The 14,412-nt window shown below is 74.0% G+C and carries 9 protein-coding genes; all 9 read right to left on the reverse strand.

All coding sequences use genetic code 11. The annotated features are described in order from the left end of the window. Positions 1-20: 20 nt before the first annotated feature. The 9 genes from FZ103_RS20775 to FZ103_RS20815 all read right to left on the reverse strand — a co-directional run bounded on the left by FZ103_RS20775 (position 21) and on the right by FZ103_RS20815 (position 13,694). Positions 21-1,082: a DUF2157 domain-containing protein gene (locus tag FZ103_RS20775; protein WP_186356616.1), complete on the reverse strand. Its 1,062-nt coding sequence runs from the start codon at positions 1,080-1,082 to the stop codon at positions 21-23. A gap of 237 nt (positions 1,083-1,319) precedes the next feature. After that, positions 1,320-2,363 (reverse strand): 4-hydroxythreonine-4-phosphate dehydrogenase PdxA, encoded by a 1,044-nt coding sequence (pdxA, locus tag FZ103_RS20780; RefSeq protein WP_156003533.1) that lies wholly within the window; start codon positions 2,361-2,363, stop codon positions 1,320-1,322. 89 nt (positions 2,364-2,452) lie between these two features. Then, positions 2,453-3,919: a four-carbon acid sugar kinase family protein gene (locus FZ103_RS20785; protein WP_343233627.1), complete on the reverse strand. Its 1,467-nt coding sequence runs from the start codon at positions 3,917-3,919 to the stop codon at positions 2,453-2,455. 11 nt (positions 3,920-3,930) lie between these two features. Next, positions 3,931-5,373 (reverse strand): GntP family permease, encoded by a 1,443-nt coding sequence (locus tag FZ103_RS20790; protein ID WP_156003534.1) that lies wholly within the window; start codon positions 5,371-5,373, stop codon positions 3,931-3,933. Positions 5,374-5,392: 19 nt separating this feature from the next. Continuing rightward, positions 5,393-6,178 carry a DeoR/GlpR family DNA-binding transcription regulator gene (locus FZ103_RS20795; protein WP_186356617.1) on the reverse strand — a complete coding sequence of 262 codons (786 nt, stop codon included), beginning with the start codon at positions 6,176-6,178 and terminating at the stop codon, positions 5,393-5,395. A gap of 2,091 nt (positions 6,179-8,269) precedes the next feature. Beyond that, positions 8,270-9,577 carry a 4-hydroxy-3-methylbut-2-enyl diphosphate reductase gene (locus FZ103_RS20800; protein WP_156003536.1) on the reverse strand — a complete coding sequence of 436 codons (1,308 nt, stop codon included), beginning with the start codon at positions 9,575-9,577 and terminating at the stop codon, positions 8,270-8,272. Between the two features lie 30 nt (positions 9,578-9,607). After that, positions 9,608-10,648, reverse strand: a complete 1,041-nt coding sequence (locus FZ103_RS20805; RefSeq protein ID WP_156003537.1) for a family 2 encapsulin nanocompartment cargo protein polyprenyl transferase — start codon at positions 10,646-10,648, stop codon at positions 9,608-9,610. A 40-nt stretch (positions 10,649-10,688) separates the two neighbouring features. After that, positions 10,689-12,083 (reverse strand): family 2B encapsulin nanocompartment shell protein, encoded by a 1,395-nt coding sequence (locus FZ103_RS20810; protein WP_156003538.1) that lies wholly within the window; start codon positions 12,081-12,083, stop codon positions 10,689-10,691. A 210-nt stretch (positions 12,084-12,293) separates the two neighbouring features. Further along, positions 12,294-13,694, reverse strand: a complete 1,401-nt coding sequence (locus FZ103_RS20815; protein ID WP_156003539.1) for a family 2B encapsulin nanocompartment shell protein — start codon at positions 13,692-13,694, stop codon at positions 12,294-12,296. Positions 13,695-14,412 lie beyond the last annotated feature (718 nt).

The raw sequence follows: 14,412 nt of genomic DNA on the forward strand, positions 1-14,412 counted from the left end.
CCTTGCGCTGTCGGCGCCGGCTACGGCCCGGCCGAGGGGCGCGGTCCGGCGTCGTCCGCCGGCTGCTGAGCAGGGCCCGCGGCGGGCGGTCCGCTCGGTGCGGCCGGGGACTGCGGACCGTTCCCGCGCCGATGCAGCCGGATGCCCAGCCAGCTGGCGACCAGCAGGACCGCCCCGGCCAGCAGCAGCACGGCCGCGGCCCCGATCGCGCCGTCGGTCAGGTCCCAGACCATTTCGGGCAGGCCGACGGTGATCCCGAGGATGCCCAGCACCAGCAGCACCGCGGTGCGGTCGGCGTAGTAGTAGGCGAGGCAGGCCGCCGCCACCGCCAGGGTGGCGCCGTAGCCCCAGGCGCCGTCGGCGCCCCAACCCAGCAGGAACTGGCCGGCCGCAAGCGCCAATCCCGCGCCCAGGCCCAGTCCCAGGCGGCGCTCGGCCGCCGCTCCCAGGGCCGACAGGGCCGCCCATGCCAGTCCCAGCCCCAGCCACGCGCCGCCGATCGCCAGGAACTCGTCGCCGGGGTCGGGCTGTCCGGTCTCCCGCACGACCAGGGCGGCAAGGGCCGCGGCCAGCCACCAGGTCGTCACGTGGCCCACGGCCGTGGGCAGGGCCGCATAGCCCGCGGCCGCCACCGCGACCCCGACGAGAGCCGGCAGGTAGAGGGGCTCGCCGTCCACGGCGATACCCACCGAGAAGGCGGCCAGCACCGCGGCCAGCGCCAGCAGCACCCCGGCGACGCGACGGCGGACGTCGGGCAACCGGTGGCGGCGCCCGCGCATCTCCTGGGGCCCGCCCGTCATGACCATCGCTCCGCCCACCGCGACGACGGCCAGCACGGCCAGCAGCCCGATGCGGAGGTCCCGGCTCAGCTCCTCCCAGTAGGCCGTGGCCAGCGCGACCCCGCCGGCCAGCACCAGGCCGCCGCCGATGTATCCGGCGATCTCCGTCCAGCGCACGCGCCCGGGACCGGCATCGGCGGCCTCCAGCGCGGCCCGCACCTCCTCGGCCTGCGCGGAGGAGATGACCCCGCGCTCGACGAGGCCGCGCAGAGCCGCCTGCCGGGCGGGCTTCGACTCGCTCACGTTGTGCTCCCCTTCCGCCTGCGACGTGCCTCCGGGGCGGCCCCGGATGCGCCCATCCCATCGTGGCGGGCGCCTGGACGCCTGAGTACCACTACTCAGATCGCCTCCGCGACCGCATGCGACCGCGGCCGTGGTGGCGGACGGCCGGGGCCGGCGGGCGGCGGGGCGGCGGAGGATCGCGCGGGGCGGCCGCCGGTGCGCCCCCGTAGGCGCCGGCGACCGCCCGCCCGCCCGCCGCTAGGAGCCGTACTCGGCGCGGATGCGGTCGGCGAAGTGGGAGAACTCGCAGCCGTGCAGGAACGCGGAACGCATGGTGCCGGGGTCCGCGACCCCGGTGCCGGCGATGTCGAAGGCCGTGCCGTGGTCGACCGAGGTCCGCAGGATGGGCAGGCCGACGGTGACCGAGATGGTGCCGTCGAAGTCGAAGGTCTTCGCGGCGATGTGGCCCTGGTCGTGGTACTGGGAGAGGACGCCGTCGTAGCGGTCCTGCAGCAGCTGGTGGAAGACGGAGTCGGCGGGCACCGGCCCGACGACGTCGGCGCCCGCGGTCCGCACCCGCTCCACCGCGGGAACCAGGTGGTCGATCTCCTCGGTGCCGAAGGCCCCGTTCTCCCCGCCGTGGGGGTTGATGGCGGCCACCGCCAGGCGGGGCTCGTCGTGGCCGAAGACCCGCAGGGCGGTGAGCGCCTCCTCGATGGCGGCCACCTGCTGGTCGGCGCCGACCTGGTCCAGCGCGGTGCGCAGGGAGACGTGGCGGGTGGCGAAGAAGATCTTCTTGCCCCGCACAACGAACATGGTGTTCTGCCGGGTGACGCCGGTGAGCGCGCCCAGCATCTCGGTGTGGCCGAGGTGCTCGCTGCCGGCCGCCCAGATCGCCTCCTTGTTGATGGGACCGGTGACGATCCCGGCCACGCGGCGGTCCATGGCCGCGCGCGTGGCGACCTCGATGGCGCGGACGGCGGCGGCGCCGGCGCGCTTGTCCACCGTGCCCCAGGGGAGTTCGGTCTCGCCCAGCTCGCCGATGTCGAAGCAGTCGATCACGCCGTCGCGCTCCTCGGGCAGGTCCCAGGAGTCCAGCGCACGGATCCGCACGTCCAGCCCGCACACCGCGGCGGCGCGCCGCAGCACGGCCGGGTCGGCGACCACGACGCCGCGGGCGGAGGCGGTCGTGCCCACCTCGCTGAGCGTGCGCACGGTGATCTCGGGACCGATTCCCACCGGATCGCCGACGGTGACGGCGAGGGCCGGGCGGTCGCTTCGGGGGCTGTTGGTCTCGGGCATCTCGCTTCCCTCCCAGGATGCCCGGCCGCGCTCGCGCGGTCGGGCGGGTGCCGGTTCGTTTCTCGTGCCGCGCCGCCGGCGCGGGCGGTTCACACCCGCGGCGGCGTGCGCAGCGGCCCTGGGGGCGGGCCGGGGGGATGGTCCGTCGGGCCGGGGGGATGATCGGTCGCGGCGCCGGGGTCGCGTCCCGGGGCGGGCCGCTCCCCGGGCACCTGCCGGGAGTGGGCGGCGGGCGGGGCGTGGTGCTCGGGCACCTCGGCGGGGACCGTGCGCAGGCGCGCCTGCACCGCGCGGCGCAGCTTGGCCAGGCACTCCACCAGCGTCGCGTCGTCGCCGACGAGGCCGCCCTTGGTCACGACCGGGATCCCGTCGAGCACTCCCCCGCTGATGCGGCCGTGCACGGCCAGCGGGACGACCTCGCCGCCCACCTCGAAGGCGCGCACGTGCAGGGCGTCGAGCACGGCGGAGGTGACCTCGCCCCCGCTGGTGTAGAGGCCGCTGGGCACGGCGGCGCCTGCGCTGTCCACCACCTCGGCGACCAGTCCGGCAAGGAGTCCGGGCAGGGCGAGCTTGGCGGCGCTGGGAAGCTCCACGACGTCGCGGGCCGACTGGGCGGTGCGCAGTACGACGGGTTCGGGGAAGGCGGCCGCGGCCAGGTGGTCGGCGAGCTGTCGGGCGATCGCGGCCCGGTAGCCGGCCTCTCCTCCGGCCAGGCGGGCGGCGTCGACGTCGACGAACCGGACGGGGCCGCTGCGCGCCGCGGCGTCGAGTTGGCGACGGGTCAGCTCGGTGGCGCTGCCGACCACCCCCAGCAGCGGGCCGGCCGCGGCTGCGCGGCCGCGCAGCTGCAGCGCCTCGGCCAGCAGCGCCCCGGCCGGGCCGGGGTCGACGGCCAGCCACACCGTTCCGGTGTCGCGGTGCACCTGCGCCGCGGCCTCGGCGATGTCGGCCAGGTGCTGCTCGGTCAGCGCGTCGCAGAGCACGACCGGTTCGTCTCCGGCGGCCAGGTCGGCGGCGAGCGGGCCCTGGGCGACCCGGCGCAGCGGCACGTGGCGCAGCGGCAGATCGGTCTGGGCGCCCACGATGTCGGCCACGACGCTCGTGTGCATCGGGTTGAGCGGATCCAGCGCCAGCTCGCCGCGTTCCAGCGGGACCCCGTCGAGCAGCTGGACACCGTCGACGGTGACCCGCCCCGAGGCCGGGAACGCGGGCGCGAACAGGGCCCGAACCGGGGTCGGCTCGGGCACGCGCTCGCGCACGGTCCGCCACGCCGCCTCAAGCTCCGCGCCGACGTTGCCGCGCAGGGTGGTGTCGGTGCGCTTGACCACCAGGCCCGCCGGCCAGGCCGACGCGACCGCGTCGGCGACCAGCCGGCCGGCCTGCTCGGCGGGCACGTGGCGGCTGTCGAGGTTGATCACCACGGCGTCGTAGTCGCGGGCCGCGCGCGGCGCCTGCTCGGGGGTGACCGTGGCCACCCGCATGCCGGCGCGCGCGAACCGGGCGCCTGTCGCGTTGGCGCCGGTGAGGTCGTCGGCGACGACGAGAACCTGGGCCACGGTTGTCACCCCTAACCGAGAATCAGCGCTGCGATGCCCAGCAGCGGGATGCTCGCCAGCCACAGCGTGGTGGTGGCGCCGGTCCACATCTTCATCGCCGCACCGCCGGTGAGGCCGGTGAAGCGGGTGACGACCCAGAAGAAGGAGTCGCTCACGTAGGAGAAGACGAAGGAGCCGGAGCAGGCGGAGAGCACCGCGAGCGTGGGGTCCACCCCGGCCGACTGCACCAGCGGGGCGCTGAGCGTGGCCGCGGTGATGATGGCGACGGTGCCCGAGCCCTGGGCGATGCGCACGAAGGTGGCGATGAGGAAGGGCATCAGGAACAGCGGCACCGGCCAGGTCGAGACCTCCTCGGCGAGCGCGTCGCCGACGCCCGACTGGCGCAGCACCTCGCCGAAGGCTCCGCCCGCACCCGTGATGAAGACGATCATGCCGGCGGATGCGGCCGCGGCGGTGAGCCAGCCGGTGACGGTCTTGCGGCCGGTGTGCAGGCGCGGCAGCAGGTAGACGGCGATGACCAGGCCGATCAGCAGCGCGATCGCGGGTTCGCCGATGAAGGTGAACACCTCGGCGATGCGGGATCCTTCGGCGACGGCGGCGGTGACGGTGTTGCCGACGATCAGCAGCAGCGGCAGGAGGAGGGGAAGCGCGGCCAGTGCCGGATGCACGCGCGGCTTGGCCTGTTCGGCGGTTTCGCCGGAGCCGGCCGGCTCGGCGGTGCCGCCGCCTGCGGCCGGAGCCGCCGGGGCGTCCTGCGGGCCGGTCGGGGCGCCGCTGCCCGCGGCACGGGCGGCGGCGGGTGCGCCGGCGAGGTCGGGAACCAGGTCGGGGTCCAGGTGGGGCTCCAGGCGCGGTCCCATGATGCGGGCGTAGGCCACCACGACCGGCACCAGCACGCCCGCCATGACCAGACCGGCCAGGATGACGGTACCCAGGTCGGCGCCGAGCAGGCCCACGGCGGCCAGCGGTCCGGGGGTGGGCGGGACCAGGTGGTGGGTGACGGCCAGGCCGCCGGCCAGCGCGAGGGACACGCCCACCAGCGGCTTGCCGTAGCGCCGGGCGAGCGAGCGCGCCAGGGGGTGGAGGATGACGAAGCCGGAGTCGCAGAAGACCGGCACGGACACGACGGCTCCGGTCGCGGTCATCGCGACGTCCTCGCGGCCCTTGCCGAATGCGCGGACGAACATCCGGGCCAAGGCGTCGGCGCCGCCGCTCTCCTCCAGGACCTTTCCGATCATGACACCGAGCGCGATGACGATGCCGATGCCGGCGAGGGTGTCGCCGAAGCCGGTGGTGATGTGGCCGATCAGGTCGGTGACCGGGACGCCGGCGACCACGCCGGTGACCAGCGCGCCGGCCAGCAGGCCGACGAACGCGTCCAGCCGCGACCAGACGATGATCGCGACGACAGCGGCGACGCCGAGGACCAGCGCCGCGAGCAGCTGCACATCCATGTCCGCACCTTTCGTGGGGTCAATCGGTTGACGCAGGCGTGGTGGGGCCGCCTGCGGTCGGCACGACGCGGAGCCGGCAGGAGGGGTCCGCGCCGAACGTGCGGGCGTCCTCGTCGCTGATGCCGTCATCGGTGACGAGGACGTGGGGGCCGGGCAGAACCGCCCAGTGGTGGTGCTCGCCTGCATGGAGCTTGCTGGAGTCGGCGACCACGACGACTTCGCGGGCGCTGCGCATCTGCAGCTCCTTGACGGCCGCCAGTTCCGGGCTGGGGCAGTTGACGCCGCGCCCGGGGACCACGCCGTCGGCGCCGATGAAGGCGATGTCGGCGCTGATCCGGTCGAGCACGCCGCGCGCGTAGTCGCCCACGATGGACCCGCGCCGCCGCCGAACGCGGCCGCCGATGACGATCAGCTCGATGCCTTCGGCGTCGTGCAGGGCGGTCATCGGCCCCAGCCCGTTGGTGACGACGGTGAGCCCGGAGCGGGATGCCAAGCGCTCGGCGATGAAGGTCGTGGTGCTGCCAGCGTCGAGCAGGACGACCTGGCCGTCCTCGACGAGATCGGCGGCCAGTGCGGCGATCCGCCGCTTGGCGGGTGCGTTGCGCTGGCTCTTCTGCGTCCAGGACAGCTCGCCGCCCGAGGGGGAGGGCACAGCGCCGCCGTGGGTGCGCACGACCTTACCGGCCTGCTCAAGCTCGGTCAGCCCGCGCCGCACGGTGGAAGGGCTGATCCCCAGCACACGGGCCAGGTCCTCGACCCGCTGGATGCCGTCGACGACGGCGTCCAGCAGCTCCTGATGGCGCACTCCCACTCCTACTTGCTCATTTCGTGCAGATGAACAGGACAATAATGACTTGGTCGCTCATTTTGCGCAAGATAGGGCGCTCAAATCGAACGAAACATGCAGAGGGGGTGGGGGCGAGGGTGGGGGCGAGGGTGAGAGGCGCCGGGTGGGGCGGTGGGTGGTCGAGGTGGGTGGTCGAGGTGGGCGATCAGCGGTTGGTGCCAGCGGATGGCCGTCCGCCCGGCGAGGCGACAAGGGCGGCGAGGGCTGGCCCCGCGCCCATCGGTCCCGGTGCCCGCCGGTGCAGGTGGGCGACGGGGGCGGCGAGGGCGGCGGGTGGCCCGGCCCGCGCCCATCGGTACGGGTGCCCGCCGGTGCAGGCGAGCGACGGAAGCAGCGAGGTCAGCGGGTGGCCCGGCCCCAGCGAGTCGGCCCCGGTGCCCGCCGGTACAGGCGAGCGACGGAAGCAGCGAGGTCAGCGGGTGGCCCGGCCCGCGCCCATCGGCACGGGTGCCCGCCGGCACAGGCGAGCGACGGAAGCAGCGACGTCGGTGGATGGCCCGGCCCGCGCCCATCGGCACGGGTGCCCGCCGGTGCAGGTGTGCGACGGGGGCGGCGAGGGCGGCGGGTGGCCGGGCCCGCGCCCATCGGTACGGGTGCCCGCCGGTGCAGGTGGGCGACGGGGGCGGCCAAGGTGGTCGGCGCATCGGGCTGCGCGCATGGGTGCGGCGGTGCGCTGGGGGTCGGGGGCGACAGGTGCGGCGCGGGGGCGTGTTGGGGTGTGCCGCATCCACCAGCACGCCGCGACCGAAAGCACGTATGCCCGGTTTGATTTAACTCGCTTCGATCCCGGTCGCGTCGAGGGTGTCCGTGGGGCCACGCTCGGCGCCGAGCGTGGCCCCACGGACACCCTCGACTGCGGATCCGGAGGTGCAAGCCGGACATAGCGGGCTTCTGGGGCGACGGCGGGGCGACGGCGGGGCGACGAGACGCGCCGCGCGACCGCCGGGGCGGGCTCCGGCCGCGCGGCGGGCGATTTCAAGCGCCGAATCGTCCCGAGATGTCCGGTATGCGGGGGCGCCAAGACGGTCCGCACGGCCCGGATCGGCGATGATCATGGCGTTTGGAGCGGAATCGGCGCCCGAAGCGCTCCAAACGCGCACCTCGTGGCACCCCGGCCGCCTCCACCCCCCGCCACAGGCGGGCATTCCGGACAAACCACCCCGGATTCCTTCCGCATCCCGGAAGATCCGGGATGCGACGCGCCGCGCAGCCCCACCGCGCGCCATCGGCGGGCATCGTCGACCCGCGCGAGGCGAAATGCCCGAAAAGTCCCCGCCCGGGCCGTGTCCCAGGACGGCGGGGGCTGCCGTCCAGGAACCCACCGGGAACCACCCGGGGCGGCCACCATCGGGGCTGCGGCAATGGGTGCGCCTCGCGAAGCGCGGTCACAGCTTGCCGCCGAGCGCACGCAGCCCGTCCCAGGTGGAGCCGCACCACCGGTGGCGGGCCTCCGAAACAAGGGTGCGCCGTGCGCTCGGCGGCAAGCTGGCGCACCGCGCTTCGCGCATCACAGCCCCATTGCCGCAACCTCCTGTGGTGACCGACTCCTTGAACACGACGTAGGCGGCCCCCACCACCGCCCTCGCCGCCACCGTCGCCTGTCGCACCGGCGGGCACCGGGTTCGGTGGGCTCGGGCCCGGCCATCCGCCGCCCTCGCCGCCCCCGTCGGACGATCAACCGGCGAGCACCCGAACCGGTGGGCGCAGGCTGAACCGCGTGCGGCCCTCGTTGCCCTCGTCGGATGATCAACCGGCGAGCACCCGACCGAATGGGCTCGGGCCGAGCCATCCGCCGACCTCGCTGCCCCCGTCGTATGGGCCACCGGCGGGCACCCGAACCGATCCGCGCGGGCAAAGCCCACCGCCGACCTCGCCGCCCCCGTCGCACGGGCCACCGGCGAGCACCCGAACCGGTGGGCGCAGGCGACACCACCCACCACCTCCACTCCCCTCCCCCGCTTGCCGCTCCCTCCCCCGCTCCCCGCTCCCCTCAGCCTTCTCCCCCTTCCCCGCTCCCCTCTCAGGCGGGCTCGTGCCCCCCGATCGCTGTCACGATGGACGGACCTGGGGCGGCAAGGTGAAGTGGATGGTCTCGCGGGTGATCTCGTATTCGCGCACGGTCAGCGGGCCCAGTCCGCGCAAGGCGGTGATCACCGCATCCACCAGTCCCGGTGGCGCGGAGGCGCCGGCGGTCAGCCCGACGGTGCGTACCCCCGCCAGCCACTCCGGGCGGATGTCGCCGGTGTCGTCGACGAGGTGGGCCCCGGTGCCGCGGCGCCGGGCGAGTTCCACCAGCCGCCGGGAGTTGGAGGAGTTGTCCGACCCCATCACCAGCACCAGGTCGGCCTCCTCGGCGATGGCCGACAGGGCGTCCTGGCGGTTGGTGGTGGCATAGCAGATGTCGTCGGAGGAAGGCCCGCGCAAGGCGGGGAAGCGGGCGCGCAGGGCGTCGACGACCTCGGCGGCCTCGTCGACGGCCAGGGTGGTCTGGGTGAGGTAGGAGACCCGTTCGGGGTCCTCGACCTCCAGGGACGCGGCGTCCTCGGGAGTCTCGACCAGGACGGTTCGGCCCGGGGCCTCGCCGAGAGTGCCCTCGACCTCCTCGTGGCCGGCGTGGCCGATGAGCACGACCGTGTCTCCCCGGGAGGCGAACCGGCGGGCCTCGGTGTGCACCTTGGTGACCAGCGGGCAGGTGGCGTCGATGACGCTGAGCCCGCGTTCGGCCGCCTGGCTGTGCACCTGCGGTGAGACTCCGTGCGCGGAGAAGACCACGGTCGCGCCCTCGGGGACCGCGTCGAGGTCGTCGACGAAGACGGCGCCCCGCGATTCGAGGTCGGCGACGACGTGGGTGTTGTGCACGATCTGCTTGCGCACGTAGACGGGGCTGCCGCGCTGCTCAAGCGCCTGCTCCACGATCTCGATGGCGCGTTCGACTCCGGCGCAGAAAGAGCGCGGCGCGGCGAGCAGGACGCTGCGCGGCACTCCGGCGACGGCGAGCCAGGCGTCGAGGGCCTCGCGCGCGGCCCGGTCGCCTGCCGGGTGCTCCGCGCCGGAGAGGCCGGCCGCGCCCAGGCCGGCGGGCGGGTCGGAGCCGGGGATCACCGCGGCATGGCCGCGGGCGTGCTCGGGCACGTCGGCGGGCGTCGCGGCGGCGGCGCCGGCGGGTTCGGCGGACATGCGCAGAGCCCCGCGCACGGGCCGTGCGCCGCGGCGGCCGACTTCGCCGGCGACGAGGTCGGCCGCCGGGCAGGAGAGGTCGGGGGCGTGCGCGCGCACGAGGCGGTCGGCGACCAGGACGGTGGCCGGGGCGGGGGCCGTCCCGCCTGATCCGGTGGTCGGTGCTGCGGTCTGGGTCATGCTGCGGTGCCTCCTCGGCTCGGCCGTCGGTCAGTGGTCGCGGCGGGTGGCCAGGCGGGCCAGGTCGGCGAGTTCGGCCGCGGGCGCGGCCGCCGCGGCGGCGGAGCGCAGGTGGCCCAGCGCCCGCTCCAGCAGGACCGCGCTTTCGCGTTCGCCCCAGGAGCGTCCTCCGGCCAGCTCCACCAGCTCGGCGGCGCGCACGAGTTCGGCGCCGTGCAGCGGCCGGTCGCGGGCGAGCAGGGCCGCCAGCTCCCCCGACTCGGCAGCGGCGGAGGTCAGCGCGGCCACCACCGGCAAGGTCTTCTTGCGGTTGCGCAGGTCGGAGTGGACTGGCTTGCCGGTGGTCGCGGGGTCGCCCCAGATGCCCAGGAGGTCGTCGGCGATCTGGAAGGACAGTCCCAGCAGTTCGCCGAACCGCCGCAGGTCCTGTACCTGGCGCGGTGTGCCTCCGCCGAGGGCGGCCCCCAGGCCGCAGGCGCACCCCAGCAGCGCGCCGGTCTTGGCCTCGGCCATGGCGCGGCACTCGGCGGGGTCGACGTCGGCGCGGCGCTCGAAGTCGATGTCGGCACTCTGGCCGTCGATGAGCCGCTGCACGGTGGCGTTGAGGCGGCGCACCGCGTCGCCGGCCGCGGGGTGGCCGGAGGCCGCCAGGGTGTCGAAGGCCAGAGAGAGCAGCGCGTCGCCGGCCAGGACGGCGCCGCCCATGCCGAAGACGCTCCAGGCGGTGGCGCGGTGCCGCCGGGTGGTGTCGCCGTCCATGACGTCGTCGTGCAGCAGCGAGAAGTTGTGCACGAGTTCGACCGCGACCGCGGCCGGGACCGCGTCCTCGGCGGTGCCGCCGGCGGCCTGCGCGGCCAGCAGGCACAGCGCGGGCCGGAACAGCTTCCCGCCCGCGCCGCCGATCGGGTCTCCCCGCTCGTCGCGCCAGCCGAAGTGGTAGGCGGCGATCGCCTGCGGCGAGGGGGGCAGGGTCTCGACCGCCGCGCGCAGAGCGGGGTCGACGGTGTCGCGGACGCCGGCGAGTACCTCGGCCGCCGGACGGCCGCCCGTGGTCTCATCGATTGCCACCATGAGGCGGGTCCCTTCTGTGCGGTGGGTGCCGTCGGGGCCGTCAGCGTCCGATCTCGACGTTCTCGAGGATCCCGAGGGCGTCGGGGACGAGTACGGCGGCGGAGTAGTAGGTGCTGACCAGGTAGGACATGATCGCCTTCTCGCTGATGCCCATGAATCGCACCGACAGCCCCGGCTGGTACTCGTCGGGCAGGCCGATGTGGTGGAGTCCGACGACGCCCTGGTCGTGCTCGCCGGTGCGCATCGCGAGGATGGAGCTGGTGCCGGAGGCGGTGACCGGGATCTTGTCGCAGGGCAGCATCGGGATGCCGCGCCAGCCGGTCACGGCGTGACCGTCGTAGTGGAGGGTGTCGGGGTAGACGCCGCGGCGGCTGCACTCGCGGCCGAAGGCGGCGATGGCGCGGGGGTGGGCGAGGACGACCTGCGTCTTGCGGCGGCGCGAGACGAGTTCGTCGAGGTCGTCGGGGGTGGGCGGGCCGGTGCGGGTGGGGATGCGCTGGCTGAGGTCGGCGTTGTGCAGCAGCCCGAAGTCGCGGTTGTTGACCAGCTCGTCCTCCTGGCGCTCCCGCAGCGCCTCCACCGTCAGCCGCAGCTGCTCCTCGACCTGGTTCATCGGCTGGTTGTAGAGATCGGCCACCCGCGTATGCACCCGCAGCACCGTCTGCGCGACACTGAGCTCGTACTCCCGCGGCGAGGCCTCGTAGTCCACGAACGTCCCCGGAAGATCCGGCTCCCCCGCATGCCCCGCGGCCACCGCGATGTCGGCCTCGCCGTACCTGTTGCTCGGGCGCCGCGACCGGGACCGCACGTCCTCCAGGTGAGAGCGCAGCGCGGCGGAGTCGTCGACCGCCTGCTGGAACCGGTTCCGCGGCAGGACCAGCACGGTGCAGGCGGTCCTGGCCTTGACCGTGTCCTGCCAGGCTCCGGGCCGGGCCTCCATCGCGGCGTCGCCGAAGTGGTCGCCGTCGACCAGCACGCCGACCACGTTGTCGTCGCCGTATTCGCCGGCCCGGTGCACGCCGGCCTTCCCGTGGGCCATCAGGAACACGTGGTCGACGGGGTCGCCGGCGGCGGCGATGACGTCGCCCGGCCGGTATTCGCGCTGCTCGAAGCGGTCGGCGAGGGCCTCCAGCACGGCCGTGTCGGCGAAGCCCCGCAGCGCGGGCAGTTCGGCGAGCTCGGGCGGCACGACCCGGACCCGGGTCCCGGTGGAGACGAAGCTGACCCTGCCGTCTCCGACGGTGCAGGTGAACCTCCGGTTCACCCGGTAGACTCCGCCGTCGACCTGCACCCAGGGCAGGACGCGCAGCAGCCATCGGGACGTGATCCCGCGCATCTGCGGGGGCGTCTTGGTCGTGGTCGCGAGGTTGCGCGCCGCCGCGGTATCGAGGCTCAGGCGCTCGGGCCGGGCGTTCTCAAGGGTCGGATCCGTCATGTGATGCACCACCTAACTCTGCTGGTGTCGGGCGCCGATCCCGCGGGGCGCGGGCGTGTCCGGCGGTGGAAGAGGTCGTCGGAGCGGAGTCGGTCCTGATCGGGGCCGGGCGGCGCGGTGCGGACGCGCCGCCGCCGGCGCCCGTGCGGCCTGCGTCGGGGGGCGCGGAGGGGTGCCGCACGGGCGGGTCGGCGGGCGGGGGCGGGGCGGCTAGCTCTCGCGTCCGATCTCGACGTTCTCGAGGATCCCGAGGGCGTCGGGGACGAGCACGGCGGCGGAGTAGTAGGTGCTGACCAGGTAGGACATGATCGCCTTCTCGCTGATGCCCATGAATCGCACCGACAGCCCCGGCTGGTACTCGTCGGGCAGGCCGGTCTGGTGGAGTCCGACGACGCCCTGCTTCTCCTGGCCGGTGCGCATGAGCATGATCGAGGTGCTGCGCGTGGCGGTGACCGGGATCTTGTTGCAGGGGAACATGGGCACGCCCCGCCAGGAGGGCACCCTGTGGCCCTCGACGTCGACGCTGTGGGGGTAGACGCCGCGGCGGCTGCACTCGCGGCCGAAGGCGGCGATGGCGCGGGGGTGGGCGAGCAGGAAGGAGGGCTCCTTCCACACGGTGCCCAGCAGCTCGTCGAGGTCGTCGGGGGTGGGCGGGCCGGTGCGGGTGGGGAAGCGCTGGCTGAGGTCGGCGTTGTGCAGCAGCCCGAAGTCGCGGTTGTTGACCAGCTCGTCCTCCTGGCGCTCCCGCAGCGCCTCCACCGTCAGCCGCAGCTGCTCCTCGACCTGGTTCATCGGCTGGTTGTAGAGATCGGCCACCCGCGTATGCACCCGCAGCACCGTCTGCGCGACACTCAGTTCGTACTCGCGGGGGGAGCCCTCGTAGTCCACGAACGTCCCCGGAAGATCCGGCTCCCCCGCATGCCCCGCGGCCACCGCGATCGCGGCCTCGCCGCTGGGATCGGCCTCCCGGGCGGGGCGGGAGCGCAGCTCGGCCAGGTGCGCGCTTAGCGCCTCGGAGCGCTCGGCGACCTCTTGGAAGTCCGAGCGCCGCAGGGAGAGAACGGTGCAGGGGGTGACGGCCTTGGCGGTGGCGTCCCAGGATCCCTCGTCCTCGAGCAGTGCGGCCGAGCCGAAGTGGTCGCCGTCGATCATGGTCCCCAGGACGGTCTCGTCGCCGTAGTCGCCCACGCCCAGCCGGTTCACCTTGCCGTGGGCGATGAGGTAGACGCGGTCGGCGGCGCCGCCGTGCTCGACGATGACGTCGCCGGGCGCGTATTCCTCCTGGATGAAGCGCTCGGCCAGGGCCTCCAGCGCGGATTCGTCGCCGAAGTCGCGCAGCAGCGACAGCTCGCAGAGTTCGCGCGGGATCACCCGCACGTCGGCTCCGGTGGAGACGAAGCTGACCCTGCCGTCTCCGACGGTGTAGGTCAGCCGCCGGTTGACCCGGTAGGAGCCGCCGGCGGCCTCGATCCAGGGGAGCAGGCGCAGCAGCCATCGGGAGGTGATGCCCTGCATCTGCGGAGGGGTCTTGGTTGTCGTCGCCAGTTTCCGTGCGGCCTCGGTTCCCAGGCTCAGCCGCTGCTCCGCGTTCTCCACGCCGGACTCGGTCATGGTGGTTCCACCCAATCCTTCGCTGACCGTTGATGCTGTGCCGATTCATTTCGACAGGCGTGCGCGGCTCTGCGGAATCCGTCCGCAGACCCCCGATCCGCGGAACGCGGTGCGGCGAATGCGCCGTGTTCTCCATCGTTTTCGTTTCAGCAGTCCGCCGTTCTCGGGGACCCGAATGGTCACCGGATGCGCGTTCGCCGCATCCCGGATTCCGGGGCCGATCCCGTCGGTCGCCGCGTCGGTGTGTCGATCTCACGCCTGGTCGGCACCCCACGTACCCGGCGGTTCCACACGCATGCGCCCCGAACGCCGACTTTCATCGCGGACGCACAACCCGCCCTCATAGTCCCCGAATTCGGCCCGTCCGCGAACAGCCGGCGGCGTTCCCGCGGCAACCCGGCGGCCTGCGCCCCGGGATTTCCGATGGGCGTTAGGGACAACTGGAATCCCGGATCAGAAACCACCGGCAACGGGAAACACGAGCCGCGCACAGCACCCATCCGGACATTCGGAAAACACCGCCGCGGCAGGACTGGAAACAAAAGATATCCAGGCTTGTATCATAAAATAGACCCGCAAAGCGGTCAAAAAAGAAGAGCAGTCCGGATGCCCCGAACTGCTCAGATGTCCTAAGTTATGCCCGGTCTTCGTTTTTGCCCGAGAGACGCCGAACCGGAGGGCGGGGTCCTGCGCACCCCGCCCTCCGGCCGGGCGGGAC

The sequence above is a fragment of the Streptomonospora sp. PA3 genome, from assembly GCF_009728995.1.
Taxonomy (GTDB): domain Bacteria; phylum Actinomycetota; class Actinomycetes; order Streptosporangiales; family Streptosporangiaceae; genus Streptomonospora.